The organism is Ruania alba (genome assembly GCF_900105765.1).
GTDB lineage: Bacteria > Actinomycetota > Actinomycetes > Actinomycetales > Beutenbergiaceae > Ruania > Ruania alba.
In genome coordinates this window covers 1,163,658-1,179,256 of the sequence record NZ_FNTX01000002.1, presented here as the reverse complement: position 1 = coordinate 1,179,256, position 15,599 = coordinate 1,163,658, and the positions used below count along the sequence as shown (strand labels likewise).

The following is a 15,599-nucleotide window of genomic DNA, read 5'->3' as shown; positions in this document are numbered from 1 at the left end:
TTCTGGGCCGTGCCAACGGCCCACGCGACACGCTGCTACCCGACATCGACGGTCCAGCCGGCTGCTTCAGCTTCGTTGACGATGTACTGCTCCCACTCCGGAACCAGCTCAGCGATCGTCCGCCCGTGCACCAGTTCTGGACCGACCACCTGCCCATAACTTCCTCGCACCGATCCGAGATTGATCTCCGACCAGTACGGAGAGAGCTGCGACTCGGCGGCGTCGATGATCTCCTCGAGCTCAGCATCACCGGTGTAGAAGGCGTCGCGATTGTTCTCGATCCATACCTCCTGGGCCGGACGGTAGGCCGGGAACGTCACAGTCTCGGGATGGGTCTGGTAGTCGCCTGTTGCCATCCAGACGGCCAGCTCTGCGGCAGCGGCCTGATACTCACTGTGCCGCGACACCGCATATCCGGACCCGCCCCCGGCGTAGTTGTGTACCTCATCCTCATCGGCCCAACGCAACGGCGGGGCGATACCCACCGAGCCTTCCGGCCAGTTGTACTCGTTGATGAACCCGAACCGCCCCCGGTGCAGCGCCTGGACGGACATCAGGATCTGGCGTGGCGCACCGTACTCGGCGACGTAGTCGGGGTCGTTCGCGGATCCCGGGATCATTGTTCCCGCCTCCACCAGGTTGTCGACGAGGTCGAACACGCGCGTGCACCGCTCGTGCTCGAGGTCCACGTGCAGCTCCATCTGGCCGGTCACCTCAGCCATCGGGCAGCGCGAACCAGGCAGGATGGCTGTCGTTGCTGCGTGGCCCACGATGTACCCGGGGTGCTCGTCGGCCAGGCGCAGCCCGATCTCTTCGAACTCCTCCCACGTCGTCGGTAGCTCGTATCCGAACTCCTCCATCAGGTCCCGGTCGTACCAGAGCACGAGTGGGGAGAGGTCATTGTTCATACACCGGAGAGCGTCGCCGTCCTGGCACAGGTCCAGCAGGCCTGGGGAGAACTCCGCGAGGATGTCCTCGTCGACGTAGTCAGAGATGTCTGCCGAGAAGTCGAGCGGAGGCTGGCCGAAAGCCTCGAGCTGGAAGCGCTTGAGGGTCATGATGTCCGGCCAGCCCTCACCGGCTTCGTTGGCCAGCATCAGGCGGGAATCCACGTCGTCGGGCAGGACCTCGATCTGCAGGTCGATCTCCGGGTGCAGCTCTTGGTACATCTCGAACCCGACCTGACGGACTGGGTCCGTCCAGACCACCAGTTCCACGGGGCCCTCTGCCTGCGGTGGCGGCTCCTCCCCTCCGGCGGTCGTCGGGTCGTTCGTGGTCCCTTGCCCCGGCACACATGCCGCCAGCGTGATTGCGGCGCAGACGCTGCTCGCCAAGGCGAACCTGCTGCGGCGGTGGCGTCCGCGTAGGAGTCCCTCGCGGCTGGGTGGCTTCATTGACATCTCTCAGGCCTTTCTGAGTAGTGGATCACCGGTCACGTAATCTGCTGGTCACTGGTCATGGTTGGGGAATTTCTCAGGCGGGACTCCTCGACCTCGTCGAACCAGTGGTCGAGCAAACCCGTCATCGTGTCCACACGGGTGGGGTACTCCTGAGCGACGTCGATCCGTTCGGTCGGATCGACGAGCAGGTTGAACAGCTGCGGGCGAGCCCGCATCGGCTCGTCACGACCCGGTGCCGGCGGACGGCGCAGGCTCAGAGCGCGGTCAGGGTCATATTTGACGAGACGATCGATCTCAAGGTCAGCCGTCGCGGCATCCAACGAGCCGGCCCAGGCTGGCCAGACGAGTTTCCACTGCCCGTCCCGCACGGCGGCGTTGCATCGCGCGATCGGCCGATAGCGGGTCCACTGCCAGTAGCGTGCCTGCGGAACACTGGAGCCTTCGCCGCGCAGAACGGGCAGGACATCGCACCCATCGAGGTGGACCTCAGGAAGCGCGGCCTCGGCGACATGAGCCAGCGTCGGCATCCAGTCCGTGAAGTGGATCGGCTCATGCGTGATCGGCTCCCTCTCGATCCCGTCCGGCCACCGGACGATGAGCGGAACACGAATCCCTCCTTCGAGGACGCTCTGCTTCGCTCCGTTGAACCCCACGTTGTAGCGGACCGTCGATTCCTCATTGTCACCGTCCAACTGCGGGCCGTTGTCACTGGTCACCATGACCAGCGTGTTGTCGCTGAGATGGAGATCGTCGAGCTCCTGACAGAGACGGGCGATCCCGCGATCCATCACCGCGAGCATCGCGTAGATCGTTGCTACTCGGCGGTCCAGACCACGGTCCTGAAACTGGCGCACCTCTGATTCCGGCGCCTGGAACGGAAAGTGTGGAGCCGAATAGGCTAGGTGCAGGTAGAACGACTCATTCTGGTGCCGACGAATGAAATTCAGTGCGTCATCCGTGAGCACATCCGTGATGTATCTACCGTCGGACCGTCGAGGTGTTCCATCGCACTCCATGCGCCAGTCCCAATAATCCTGCCACCCGCCACGAAATCCAGAAAACTCTGAAAAACCACGCTTGTTCGGGTGATGCCTCGGATCGAAGGCGCCATTGTGCCACTTTCCGATCAGTCCAGTCACATAGCCCGACCGCTGGAGTACATCACCCACCGTGATCTCGTTGAGTCCGAGCCGATCTGTTCCGCGAGCCTCCATAGTGTCAATGACGCCAGTGCGCTGGGGATACCGCCCGGTGAGCAACGCGGCGCGGGCCGGAGCACACACCGGCGACGCTGAGTAATGCTGGGTCGCGACAGTTCCGTCAGCCGCCAGCTGATCCATGGCGGGCGTTGACGACGCTCCATAATTGAACATCGACAGATCCCCGATACCCATATCGTCAGCCACGATCTGCACGATGTTCGGGCGATGTCGGCTCATATATCCCTCCTCACGCCGATCACGCTAGGAGAGTCAACCCATAAGATCAAGGCAACTAGAGCAATGCATCAATATCGTTTCCTTATTGATGAGGTCCGATCCGCACGGTAGTGCGACATCCACCGCGCGGTAGCCGCGCCAGGCCGCATCCGCCGTGGTGGTGCACACTCGAGACATGGAGGAGGCCGCGAAGCGATCACCCGTGCCGGGACCCGACCTGGCTGGGTGGACTCCAGCGAACGAGCACGTGCTCGTCGCCCGCCAGGGCACGCTGGGTCGGATCCGGCTGAACCGGCCGCGAGCGATCAACGCGCTCACCCTCGACATGGTCACCGCCATGACGGCGCAGTTGCGCCGCTGGGCCGAGGAGGGGACGGTGCGTGCGGTCGCTCTGGACGGCGCCGGGGACCGTGGCATGTGCGCCGGTGGAGACGTCCGCGCCATCCGTGACTCGTTACTGGGCAGCGGCGGTGTCGAGCAGGCCGTGCAGTTCTGGGAGTCCGAGTACACCCTGGACCAGCTGATCGCCGAGGCCGAGCTCCCGGTGGCGGCGTTCATGGACGGTGTGGTGATGGGCGGCGGCATCGGCCTGGGAGGCCATGCCGCCCTCCGCCTGGTCACGCCACGCACCCGGGTAGCGATGCCCGAGACGGGGATCGGCTTCTTCCCCGACGTCGGCGCCCTCCATCCCCTGTCCCGGGCTCCGGGTGAGCTCGGCACCCACCTCGCCCTGACCGGGGCGAGCGTCACGGGATCGGACGCGATCGCCGTCGGGCTGGCTGACGCGATGATCGAGACCGGCACCTGGGAGGACATGTGCGCACAGTGGGCCACCGGTGCCCCACTGGTGCAGCCGGGCGAGCACGCGCTGCCGGAGCAGCACAGTGATCTCACCGCCCAGCGGCCATGGATCGACACTTGTTTCACTGGCGACGACGCAGCCACGATCGAGGCGCGCCTGCTCGCGCGGCCGGAGCCGGAAGCGCAGCAGGCCGCCGCCACGCTGGGCTCACGGTGCCCGTTCTCGGTGGCCGTGACGCTGGCGGCGATCCGACGTGCCGCCGAGCTCCCCGCCGTGGCGGACGTGCTCGAGCAGGATCTGCGCCTGGGGACGGCATTCATGCGAGGAGACGCCGCCGAGGACTTCATCGAAGGGGTGCGGGCGGTCCTGGTGGATCGCGATCACGCGCCGCGATGGCGGCATGACTCACTCGCGGCGATCGACCGGAGCGAGGTGTTGGCCCTGTTCTGAAGCACCGAGTGCGCCGGCCACCAGCGGCATCACCAGCACGCTCACCGCGCCGGCCGCCACGAGCACCGACGCCACCTCTGATGGCATCGCCTCCGCGGCCACGGCCACCTGAGTCACAGCCACGATGATCGGCAGACTGGTCGCCGCGTACAGACCGACCTGGGCGGCGTCCCGTGTGCCCAACCGGTCCGCCCCCACGAACCGCTCCCCGAGGAACACCGGCAGCCCGCGCACCACCAGCAGCGCGACCAACAGGATCGCGAGCAGGCCCGGCGACCCCGCCACCGCTCCGGGATCGATCGCCATCCCCGAGGTCACGAAGAACACCGGGATCAGGAAGCCGTATCCGAAGCCCTCCAGCTTGCGCTCCAGGGCGTGGTCGCCGCTCGGCAGCACGCGGCGCAGGATGAACCCGGCAGCGAACGCACCGAGGATGATGTCCAGGTGCAGGAGCGCGGCCACGGCGAGCATGGCCACGAGCAGCAGCATGGTCGCACGGACAGTGGTCTGAGACGTGGTCTCGGACTTGTACCGGATCACGTGCAGCACCTTCGACGAGGCGCGCTGGGCGCGCAACGGCACCCGGGCGATGAGCACCGCGGCCACGACAAACAGGGCGAGCACCCCGAGCGAGGCGAGCGTGCCGCGAGCACCCAGCAGGATCGCCATGGCCAGCACCGGACCGACCTCCCCGATGGTGCCGTGGTTCATCACGGCACGGCCCACACCGGTCCCGCCGAGCCCTTTCTCCCGCAGGATCGGCACCAGCGTGCCGAGCGCGGTGGCACACAGCACGATCGCCGCCGAGAAGCCGGTGACGGCGGAGCTCGCGAACAGACCCGCGGCCGCCGTCAGGGCGATCGCGAGCGCGAAGCACACCACCCAGACCAGCATGGAGCGTCGGCCCCGGTGACTGGTCAGCTCCTCGGTCTCGATCTCGTACCCGGCGAGCAGGAACAGCATCCCCAGGCCCAGCTCACGGACCAGCTCCACCCCGTGCTCGGTTCCGGCCAGGTCCAGCACATGCGGGCCGAGCAGCACCCCAGCGCCGATCAGCAGCACCACCTCGGGCACCGCCCGCCCCGGCACGGCCGAGGCGATCAGCGGGGCCAGCACGGCCACCAGCATGATCCAGAACAGGGAGACCAGGGCTACGTCCATCGCGTCCTCCTCGGGTGAGCACGCACACTCTGGCACACAGCAGGGGGCGCGTGGGCCGGTTTCCCGGGTCCACGCGCCACCGGGACGTTCAGCGGCGAGGGACGAGCGCGAAGGTGCGCTCAGCCAGCTCCTCGATGCTCACCCGGTCGAAATCACGCACTGCGCTGCGTACATGCACATGGGTGGTGCCGATCAGGTCCTCAGGGATCGACCCAGGTCCGTGCAGCGCCCCGTACACGCTGCCCACAGTGGCCCCGTTTGAGTCGGTGTCGCGCCCACCTGCGAGCGTGATCCCGAGCGCATCGATGAACGACTCGCCCCAGGTGAGCCCGATCGCGATCAGCGCCGCGTTGTTCAGGGTGTGCACCCACGGGTAGTGGCCCAGCTCCCGGTCCACCCAGTCAAGCGCCTCGGTGGCGTCGGCACCGGAGTTGCGCAGCGTGTCCACCTCGCGGAGCACCACGGCGAGCCGGGAATGCGCCGGCACCACGGCGGCGGCCGCGCGCAGCACCTCGCTGATGTCCTCGGCGGCGAGCGCCGCAGCACAGAGGGCAGCCGCCCAGGTCTCGCCGTAGATGCCGTTCTGGCGGTGGGTGAGGCGGGCGTCGGTGAACGCGGCACGCGCGGCCGCACCAGGGTCGCCCGGGTGGACGTAACCGAAGACGTCGCCGCGGATGAGCGCGCCGATCCACTCCCGGTAGGGGTTGCGCACCGTGGCTGTCTCCGCCACACCGATGCTGTGCACAAGGTTGCGGTAGGCGGCCCGCTCGGCGGTGTAGGTCTGGGTGAACGGCACCCGGTCCAGCCAGGCGTGGGCGACGTGATCCGTGCTCAGGTCAGCGCCGTGCTCCTCCAGCAGGTGCAGGTTGAGCATGGTCCAGTCGATGTCGTCATCGCGCGGCACGTCGGTGAAGTTGCCCTCGGTGGCCACCGGGGCCGAGGGGTGCAGCTCACCGACGCCCTCGGGCAGTGGGTCGAGCAGCGGCAGGTACCCGCGCAACGGCCAGTGCCCGGCGGCGCGCAGGTAACGCTCGGTCTCGGCCCGGGTCAGCCCCTCGATCGGCTTGCCGAGGGTGTTCCCCACGGCGCGCCCCTGCCAGGCCCCGAGCAGGCGGGTGCGCACCTGGTCGAGGTCCACCTCCATCCGCGTGACGTGCTCGGTCAGTGCCCGCAGCGAGTCCTCGTCGTCGGGCTCGTCGTAAGCCCATTCCGGGGATCGCTCGAGTTTGCCCAGCGCCTCCTCCAGCTGGAGCAGGCGTGCGGTGTCCGAGTTCCCGACGGCGGCCCTCACCTCCTCGTCCAGGCCTGACGTGTCGTAGCCGGTCAGGGCGAGCTGTTCGACCTCGTCGGAGACGATGTCGCGCAGGTCCAGGACGTCATGCATGTAGGGGCGCTCCTCGCGTGTGTGGGGTCGTTCGTGCTGTGTGCGGTGCTGGCGGGCCTAGCCCTTGACCGCACCGGAGAGGAAGCCCTGCGTGACCTGCTTCTGCAGCAGCACGAAGAGCACGATCACCGGCAAGATCGTGATCAGTGTCCCGGCCGCGAGTGGGCCGATGTCAATGGACCGACCGCCGAGGAACAGGTACAGACCGGTGGTGAGCGGTCGGTACGCACCGTTGGGCAGGTACAGCAGCGGCACCAGGAAGTTGTTCCAGTTCTGGATGAAGGTAAACACGGCCAGTGCCCCGGCGCCCGAGCCGACCAACGGCATCATGATGCGCACGAACAGTTGCCACTCCGAGGCACCGTCGATCCGGGCGGCCTGCTCCAGCTCGGTGGGCAGGTCCGTGAAGAACGCCCGCATGAAGAAGGTGCCGAACGCCAGCCCGGTGGAGGCGAGCACGAGGTTCACCCCGAGCAGGGTGTCGAGCAGCCCGAGCCCGCGCAGCTGGAAGTACAGCGGGATCATGTAGGTGAAGAACGGCACCAGCAGACCGAGCACCACCAGGTAGAACGCCACCGTCCGGCCCGGGAATGCGAGCCGGGCGAAGGTGTACCCGGCCATCGTGGAGAGCGCCACCACCAGCGCTGTGCTCGGCACGGTGAGCAGCACGGAGTCGAGCAGGTAGCTGCGGAAGTTGCCGACCGTCCATGCGGTCGCGATGTTCTCCATCGAGAACGAGCTGAAGAAGCCGAACGGGTTGACCTGCACGTCTTCCGGCGTCTTCAGCGCGGTGGAGACGGTGAGCAGCACCGGGAACAAGGAGATGAAGGACAGCACGAGCAGGAGGCCGCGGTGCCCGAGAAGCCCGACGCGGCGGCGCCCGGAGAGAGTGTTCGTCGGAGTACTCATGCGCCCGTCCCTTGCAGCGAGAGCCGCTTCTGCAGCTGGTTGAGTGCGATGGTGAAGGGGATCGCGAGCACGGTGATGAGCAGCGCCAGCGTGGTCCCGTAACTGATCCGGTTGAGCTCGAAGGCGTTCGAGTAGGCGTAGGTGCCGAGCACGTCGGTGGCCCCGGCAGGTCCGCCGCCGGTCATCACGAAGATGATGTCGAAGACGCTGAAGCCACCGATCAGGGTGATCGTGGTGACCATCAGGAAGACCGGCATGATCTGCGGCAGGATGATGCTCCACAGCCGCTGCGCGGCGTTGGCGCCGTCCAACAGGGATGCCTCCACCTGTTCGATGTCCACGTTGCGCAGAGCGGACAGGAAGATGACGAAGACGAACCCGACGGTCGCCCAGATCGCGGTGCCGAGCACGGCGTACAGGGCGGTGTTCGGGTTGCCCAGCCAGCCGGTCTGCAATGCCCCGAGGCCGACGACGTCCAGAATCTTGTTCAGCCAGCCGCGGATCGGGTCGTAGATCCAGCCCCACACGATGCCGATCGCCACCTGGGGCAGCACGTACGGGAGGAAGAAGGCCACCCGGAACGCGGCACCGCCACGCCGCACGTTCCACATCAGCAGCGCGAGCACGAGCCCGATCACCAAGGGGGCGACAGTGCCGAGCACGATCCAGATCGCGTTGTTCTTCAGTGCCGCCCACACCTTCGGGTCGGTGAACATCTCGGTGAAGTTCCCCAGGCCCACGAACGGCGGGTTCGGGGTCAGTCCGTCGAAGTCGACGAACGCGAAGTACAGCGCGTTGCCGAGCGGCACGAGCAGGAAGACCACGACGATCAGCATCAGCGGGGCGACCAGCAGGATGCCCAGGCGCGCTTGCGCCTTTCGCGTCACCAGCGGCGGCTGGTACTGCCCGGTGTGCCGGGCCGCCGCACGTTGCTGGCGGCCCGGCTTCCGAGCACTCGCTACCCGCTCCTGGGCGGCGGTGGGTGCAGAGGTCACTGCTGCGCAGCCTCCTCGAGCTGGTCGGCCACCTCGGCCGGGGTGGCCTGGTCGGTGTAGATCGCCTGCATCCCGTCGAACATGGCCTCGTTGAAGGCGTCCGACATGAGCACGTCGATGTTCACTCCGAAGTCACCGGTGCCGGCGCCGAACTCCTCGACGTCCGCGAGCACCTGGGAGAACAGCGGGGAGACATCCACGCCCTCCAGATCCGCCGGGAACGGCGGGATCACGTTCAGGTTCTCCACCATCCATCGGCCATGCTCGGAGGAGGCAAGAAAGTCCAGCAGGGCGAGCGACTCCTCGGGGTATTCGGTCTCGGCGGCGATCATCGGACCGGAGCCGAGGCCGGCGGAATAGATGCCGGGGCCGTCCGGTGCCGGGAACGGGATATAGCCGGCCTCGAAGTCGGCGTTCGCGGTGATGCCGTCCACGAGCCAGCTACCCATCGGCATCATGGCGGCCTCGCCGGAGAAGAACAGCGCGTTGCCGGAGTCGTAGGTCACCGACGTCGGGAACGGGGTGAGGTACTCGGCCTCCTGGAACTCGTCCCAGACGGTGATCGCGTCGACCACCTCGGGTGAGTTCCACGGGCGCTCCCCCTCGATGAGCGCGTTCGCGCCGTCGGATCCCACGGCGCTGGAGAGGGCGATGCTGAGCTGGTGCCCGCCCTGCCAGCCTTCCTGGTCGCTCAGCGCGAACGGCATGTAGCCCGCCTCGGCGATCGCCCCGGCAGTCTCACGCAAGTCATTCAGGTTCTGCGGCTCAGAGAGGCCGAGCTCATCGAAGATGCCCTTGTTGTAGAACAGCCCGATCGTCTCCATCTCGCCGGGGATGCCGTAGATCACGCCATCGTCGGTGGTGACCCGCTCCTGGGCGAAGTCGTAGACCTCCCATCCGTACTCCTCGTAGGCGTCGGAGAGGTCGTAGAGGAGACCGGCGTCGGCGAGCGCGCCACCGAAGCTCGGGCCGGATCCCCAGCTGATCACGTCGGGAGCGTCCCCGGAGCGCAACTGGGTCTGCAGCACCGTGCGCATGGTGTCGAACGGCATCGAGCTCAGGTCCACGGCGATGCCGGGGTTCTGTGCCTCGAACTCGTCGAGGCGCGCCCGGAGTCGCTCCTCGGCGTCAGCGTCCTCGAGCTGCTCGACGAGGTAGCGGATGGTGACGTCGCCGGTGTTGCCAGCGTTGGTGTCATCACCACCGGTGGACTCGGGAGCACCGGAGGTCCCGGTGCAGGCAGCGAGCCCGAACGTCAGGGTGACTGCTGCGGCGATGGTGGTGGTGCGTCTCATGGTCGCGATCTCCTCGCGTGGTGATCCGATGGGGAGGGGGAACGTGCACACGGGCACTCGTGATCCGACTGCTCCGTGGGACTCACACGATATCTTTGCAGCACGAAATCATAAGTGTCAATGCTCCCTCGACGAACGATGCGTAACGGTGACCCAGGAGCTGCCATCAGCACCCCAGGATCGTCAGCGCGAGCGCCATAGGGCGCAGAGTCACCACGACCACCGGAGGCCGCAGGGCAGCGCACGGCGGGGTTGACGGCAGAGTCAGAGAGGAAACTCGGCCTGGATCGCCACGGCGGCCGCGCCGCGGGCCCATTCGAAGAAGTCCATCGGCTGCACCACCAGGTCCGGCTGGGACTGGCCATCGGCCTCGGGCTCACCCAGCTCGTACTCGCGGTACCCCTCGTACAGGCTCTCGGCCTCGATCTCCGCCAGGTGCACGCCGTCACCGGAGAGCACGATCCGCTCCACCCCGGTCATGGTGGCGACCGCCGCTGCCGCACGCCCCAGCCCCCGGGCCGCATCACGCACGGTGCGAGCGGCGACCGCATCACCGGACTCGGCGAGGATCAGGGCCTCCTCGAATGAGACGGCCTGGCGGTGACCCACCGAGACGCTGGCCGCGATGGCCTCCGAGGTGAGCATCGCCGTCAGGCATCCTCGGTGCCCCTTCGGGCACGGCGGACCGGCCGGGTCCACCGGGAAATGGCTGATCGGCGAGATGCGGGTGTCCACGCGCTCATGGTTGACGACGAGTCCGTACCCGATGCCGACGCCGACGGTGAGCAGCGCAAAGCTGGCGTGCCCGCGCCCGGCACCGAACCAGTGCTGCACCTTGGTGAGGCCAACCACGTCGTTCGCCAGGTGCACCCGCGGGAGCCCTTGTTCCTCCAGCAAGGCACGCATCGGCACGTCCTGCCAGTGCAAGTAGGTGGAGTTCGCGACCCGCTCGTCCTCCTCCACGTGACCGCCCACAGTGACGCCGACGGCAGTCACCGGCACGGGCGCGTCCGCCTCGAACCGCCGCACCACGGCCGTCACCGCGGCCACCACGTCCCGGACGTCGAGCGACTCGAGCGGTTCGGAGTGCCGACCCAGCTCCTGGGCCCTCAGGTCGGTCACCACCGCGTACAGCGTGTCCCGGGTGAGCTTGACGCCGACGAACCGGTATCGGTCCGGGACCACATCCAACGCGATCGCCGAACGCCCGCGCCCGGGGGTGCGCAGCAGTTCGGTTTCGACGAGCACGCCCGCGTCCAGCAGGGGCCGCACCAGACGCGTGACCGTGGCGGCGGAGATGCCCATCCGCTCCCCCACGCTGGCACGCGGCTGGGCGCCGTGGACGAGGATGTCCACGGCGACCAGGCGGGACAGGTTGGACAGCCCGTCGGTCGTACTGTCCAGACCTCTGCCCTCCTGCTCACGAACCGCGCCCGTGGCGGCGTCGTGCCCAGAGTAGTCCCGGCTACTCACCGGGGTAGCGCAACCCGATCTGTTCCCGTACGCGGTCCATGGTGCCCATCACCGCGATCGACTCGTCCAGTGGCATCAACGGGCTCTCGGCGTCGCCGGCACGGATCACCCGCTCCAGCTCGGCCGCCTGGTACTGCATCCCCCGGGCCGGCACGTCCGCGCGGAACACCTCGACGACGTCCCCCGCGTTGTCCTTGTGCGTCACCGAGGTGGGGGCGTACCAGGTGGCGTCGATCTCCAACCGGCCCTGATCGCCCAGGATCGTGGCCTGGTTGCGACCTCGGGCGTCCATCGAGGAGAAGGTGGTGGCCAGCACGCCACCAGCGTGCGTGCTCACGGTGGCGACCGAGGCGTCCACACCCAACGGGGTGAACGTGGCGCGGGCATTCAGCCCGTCGGGCGCACCGACCACGTCGTGCAGGAAGGAGAGCGGGTAGACGCCGAGGTCCAACAGGGCGCCACCACCGAGCTGGGGGTCGCGCAGCCGATGACCATCGCCGAACGGCAGGTGCTGGCCGTGCTCGGCGGTCACCGAGAGCACGGTGCCGATCCGGGACTCGGCCAGGGCCTGGCGGATCCAGACCATATGCGGCAGGAACCGCGTCCACATGGCTTCCATCACCACCCGGCCCGCGGCCCGGGCTGCCTGGGCCACGTCGTGGGCCTCGGTGGCGTTCAGCGTGAATGCCTTCTCCACCAGCACGTGCTTGCCGTGGCTCAGTGCGAGCCGAGTGTTCTCGGCATGCATGGTGTGCGGGGTGGCGACATAGACGATGTCCACCTCAGGATCGGCCGCCAGCTCCTCGTAGGAACCGTGCGCGCGGGGGATCTCATGGGTGGCGGCGAACGCCCGGGCACTCTCGACCGATCGGGACCCGACGGCGCGCAGGTCGAAGCCGTGCCGGCGCAGGTCGGTGGCGAAGGTGCCGGCGATGCCACCGGTGGCGAGGATGCCCCACCGCAGCGGGGTGCTATCGGCGGCCATCAGGCACCGTCGCGGTAGTCGAGCAGCACCTGGAGGGCGTCCTGAGGAGCCCGGTCGAGCATCTCGAACGCCTGGGGCGCCTGCTCGGCCGGCAGCACGTGACTGATCAACGGGTCGAGGGCGAGCGCGCCCTCGCGGGCGAGCTGGAGCACAGTGGTGGACTCGCGGATCTCGTCCCAGCGGTGCTGCAGCGCGGGGGCCACCCCGGAGATCTGCGAGCAGATCACGGCAACCCGGTTGTGGTGGAACTCCTCGCCCAGCCGCACCGGGGTGGCCCCGCCCTGGAAGAAGCCGGAGGCGACCACGCGGGAGCTGTAGGCCACCGTGCGGACGGCCTCGTGCAGCGCCTGGTAGTGCCCGCTCATCTCGATCGCCACATCGGCACCGCGACCATCGGTGAGCGCGCGGACCTGCTCGGCCACGGCGCCCTCGGTGGGGTTGATCGTGGCGACGGCACCGAGCTGCTCGGCGAGCTCACGGCGGGAGGCGATCGGGTCGAGCACGATCACCCGGCCCCCGTTGAGGCGGGCCAGCTGGGCGGTGAGCTGCCCGGGAACCCCGGCGCCGAACACGGCGACCGTCTCGCCCACGTGGATGTCGGCATCGAGCACTGCGTTCAGCGCGATCGCGCCGATCTTGGCGAACGCGCCGGCTCGCTCGTCGATCTCCTCGCCGGTCCACTCCTCCATCAGGCGCGGGGCAACCCAGTCGGCACTCCGGACGGCGGAGGTGCGGTGGCCCCAGGTGCCCCAGACGAGCCGGCCCACGAGACCGGCGTCGACGTCGGAGCCCACCTCGCTGATCCGGCCGACCTCTTCGTAGCCCCAGCCGTCGAGCGGGTAGGTGTGGGTCGGTTCCCCGGTGACGAACAGCCGGTCCTCGGTGTCCCAGCGGTGGTGCATGTACGGGTTGGTGCCGCGATAGGCGGTGAGCTCGGTGCCGGCGGAGATGCCGGACCACAGCGTCCTCAGCCGGACCTCGTCGGGCGCCAGGGCCGGGTCGTCGACGTCGACGACCTCGGCGTGCTGCGGTGCGGAGAAGCGGACGATACGTCCCACGGTGGGGATCCCTTCAGTTCGGCGGGTGAATCAATCGATCGAGGCGTCAGGCGTCCTGCTCGCGGACGAGCCGGAACAGCAGCGCCTGTTCGGGGTAGAGGACCGGCCCTTGCAGGCCGGCGGTGGCGAGCACCCGCCCGGAGAGCACAGTCGGTTCGGACCACCAGGCCGGTGGTCCGGCGGGGCGGCGCACCAGAGCGCTCGCCGAGAGCTGGATCGGTTCGATCCGGTAGCGCGCGTCCGGGTCGAGGCCGGGCAGCCGGATCCGTCCCGGCTGCGAGGCCACCATCGTGGCCATGGCGACGAACGAGTACAGCGCCCGGGATTTGTCCGGTGCCACGTACCCGTGCGCCCAATAGGCGGGGTCGGGGTAGTCGGCATGCACGGCAGTGCCGCTGTGGATCAACCCACGCTCGGTCTTGTACAGCTCCACCCAGGCGGCCACCTCGTCGAGCTCGGCCTCGGTGGCGGTGCGCAGGTCCCACTCGATGCCGAGGTGACCGAACAGCGCGGTGGCGGCGCGGAAGGCGAGATCGTGGGTGCGGTGGGTGGTGTGCGCCCGGGGGGATCCGATGTGGGCGCCGACCAGCTCTGGTGGGAGCAACAGGCCGGTCCAGCGCTGGATCTGCTGGCGCTCCAGCGGGTCGATGCAGTCGCTGGCCCACACCCGGTCGGTGCGCTCGAGCACCTCGAGGTCCACGCGCCCCCCACCGGACGAGCACGACTCGATCTCCAGGGCTGGGTGCCGGCGGCGAAGCTCGTCCATCAGCGCGTACACGGCGCGGGTCTGGCCGTGCACCGCCGCGCGGGAGGAGGCCCGGGTACCGGCCTCGGTGAGGTCCCGGTTGTGATCCCACTTGATGTAGTCGATCCCGTACTCGGTCACCAGCGTGCTGATCGACTCCAGGATGTAGGTGTAGGCCTCGGGAATCGTCAGGTTGAGGACGTGCTGGCTGCGCCCGGTCACCGGGAGCCGCTCACCCGGCGCCATGATCCAGTCTGGGTGCTCGCGGGCGAGGATCGAGTCCCCGTTGACCATCTCCGGCTCGAACCACAGGCCGAAGTCCATCCCGAGCTCGCGCACGGTGGACACCAGCGGGCCGAGCCCGTCCGGCCACACCTCGGCGTCCACCCGCCAGTCCCCCAGCCCGGCGGTGTCGTCGCGGCGGGAGATGAACCAGCCGTCGTCCACCACGAACCGCTCCACACCCACCCGCGCAGCCACGCGCGCGAGCTCGGAGAGCGTCGCGGTGTCCTGGTCGAAGTAGACCGCCTCCCAGGTGTTCAGCACCACCGGCCGGGGTGAGGCCGGATGGTGTGGGCGGGAGCGCAGGTAGGCGTGGAAGGCGCCACCGACGGCGTCCAGGCCGGCTCCGTAGCTGGCGTACAGCCAGGGGCTGCGGTACTGCTGCCCGGGTGCGAGGACGACCTCGCCGGGGAGCAGTACCTCACCGCCACCGATGACCTTCGCCCCGGTGAGCGCGAGCTCGGCGTAGGTGGCGTGGTTACCGCTCCAGGCGGTGTGCACCGCCCAGGCCTCTCCGCTGCCGAACCCGACCCCGGGGGTGCCGGCCACCAGGACGGTCGCCGCGTCGGAGCCGGTCCGGCCCCGACGCCCCTCACGCAGGTGGGTGCCGATCACGAAGGGGTGGCGCTGCGGGGTGCGCTCGCGCAGGTGCCGGCCGATGAAGTCGATGATCTCCTGCGCCTCGACCGGCACCGGGAGGGCGAGCCGGAGACCGTCGACGGTGTAGCTGGACTCGTCGTCGGAGTTGGTGATCGCGGCGTTCACCCGCAACACACCGCTGTCGAACAGCTCGAGGGTGCTGGTCAGGGCGAGACCGGCGGTCTCGTCCACGCCGTGCACGGTGAGCACCTGTGCACCGCCGGTCTCGGTGACGGTGTGGCCGCCCGGCTCGAACCGGTGCGCGAAGTGGCTCCCGTCGCGGTGCCCCTCGAGACCAGGAGTTCCTGCCCAGCCGGTCCACTGCTCGGGCAGCAGTGCGGGCGGACCGGCGCCCTGGAGCGCGTCCGAGCCACCCTGAGAGACGGCGAGCGTCGCCAGGTAGGCGAGATCATCCGTGCCTGCGTCCAGGCGCGGGCCCCAGTACAGCACCCGAGGAACGCCCCGGGTCGCATCGACGACGACGGTGATCTGGTCGGACTGCAGCACGGTCAACGCGCAGGAGTCCACGGACGTGGCGGTCGCGAGGGTGGAGGCGGTCACGAGAACTTATCGTTGCAGCAT

The 15,599-nt window shown here is 68.5% G+C and carries 12 protein-coding genes; 1 reads left to right on the top strand and 11 read right to left on the bottom strand.

Going from position 1 to position 15,599, the window contains the following annotated elements; genetic code table 11:
* Positions 1-35: 35 nt before the first annotated feature.
* Together BLU77_RS15800 and BLU77_RS15795 are read right to left on the bottom strand one after the other, a co-directional pair.
* Complete coding sequence (locus tag BLU77_RS15800; RefSeq protein WP_175477146.1) at positions 36-1,394, bottom strand: ABC transporter substrate-binding protein; 1,359 nt, start codon at positions 1,392-1,394, stop codon at positions 36-38.
* Positions 1,395-1,432: 38 nt separating this feature from the next.
* Positions 1,433-2,839, bottom strand: a complete 1,407-nt coding sequence (locus BLU77_RS15795; protein WP_089774018.1) for a sulfatase-like hydrolase/transferase — start codon at positions 2,837-2,839, stop codon at positions 1,433-1,435.
* A gap of 175 nt (positions 2,840-3,014) precedes the next feature.
* Here BLU77_RS15795 and BLU77_RS15790 point away from each other — a divergent pair, with 175 nt between their 5' ends.
* A complete protein-coding gene (locus tag BLU77_RS15790) occupies positions 3,015-4,091 on the top strand; it encodes a 3-hydroxyisobutyryl-CoA hydrolase (RefSeq protein ID WP_089774017.1) in 1,077 nt (358 codons plus the stop codon).
* Here the strand turns inward: BLU77_RS15790 and BLU77_RS15785 are convergent.
* From BLU77_RS15785 to BLU77_RS15745, 9 genes are all read right to left on the bottom strand, one after another.
* Complete coding sequence (locus BLU77_RS15785) at positions 4,047-5,252, bottom strand: cation:proton antiporter (protein WP_089774016.1); 1,206 nt, start codon at positions 5,250-5,252, stop codon at positions 4,047-4,049. The two genes, BLU77_RS15790 and BLU77_RS15785, sit on opposite strands and share 45 nt — an antisense overlap.
* 88 nt (positions 5,253-5,340) lie before the next feature.
* Positions 5,341-6,636 (bottom strand): ADP-ribosylglycohydrolase family protein, encoded by a 1,296-nt coding sequence (locus BLU77_RS15780; RefSeq protein ID WP_089774015.1) that lies wholly within the window; start codon positions 6,634-6,636, stop codon positions 5,341-5,343.
* Positions 6,637-6,693: 57 nt separating this feature from the next.
* On the bottom strand, positions 6,694-7,545 hold the full coding sequence (locus BLU77_RS15775) for a carbohydrate ABC transporter permease (protein ID WP_089774014.1): 852 nt from the start codon (positions 7,543-7,545) through the stop codon (positions 6,694-6,696).
* Positions 7,542-8,540, bottom strand: coding sequence for a carbohydrate ABC transporter permease (locus BLU77_RS15770; RefSeq protein ID WP_089774013.1), 999 nt, complete (start codon positions 8,538-8,540; stop codon positions 7,542-7,544). Before BLU77_RS15770 ends, BLU77_RS15775 begins: the two co-directional genes overlap by 4 nt.
* Positions 8,537-9,835 carry an ABC transporter substrate-binding protein gene (locus BLU77_RS15765; protein WP_139177799.1) on the bottom strand — a complete coding sequence of 433 codons (1,299 nt, stop codon included), beginning with the start codon at positions 9,833-9,835 and terminating at the stop codon, positions 8,537-8,539. Before BLU77_RS15765 ends, BLU77_RS15770 begins: the two co-directional genes overlap by 4 nt.
* A 264-nt stretch (positions 9,836-10,099) precedes the next feature.
* A complete protein-coding gene (locus BLU77_RS15760; protein ID WP_089774011.1) occupies positions 10,100-11,308 on the bottom strand; it encodes an ROK family protein in 1,209 nt (402 codons plus the stop codon).
* On the bottom strand, positions 11,301-12,293 hold the full coding sequence (locus tag BLU77_RS15755) for a Gfo/Idh/MocA family protein (RefSeq protein ID WP_089774010.1): 993 nt from the start codon (positions 12,291-12,293) through the stop codon (positions 11,301-11,303). The genes BLU77_RS15760 and BLU77_RS15755 overlap by 8 nt, the downstream gene beginning before the upstream one ends.
* On the bottom strand, positions 12,293-13,351 hold the full coding sequence (locus BLU77_RS15750) for a zinc-dependent alcohol dehydrogenase (protein ID WP_089774009.1): 1,059 nt from the start codon (positions 13,349-13,351) through the stop codon (positions 12,293-12,295). The genes BLU77_RS15755 and BLU77_RS15750 overlap by 1 nt, the downstream gene beginning before the upstream one ends.
* A 46-nt stretch (positions 13,352-13,397) precedes the next feature.
* Entirely contained in the window at positions 13,398-15,578 is a 2,181-nt protein-coding gene (locus tag BLU77_RS15745; protein ID WP_245708901.1) for an alpha-galactosidase, read from the bottom strand.
* Positions 15,579-15,599 lie beyond the last annotated feature (21 nt).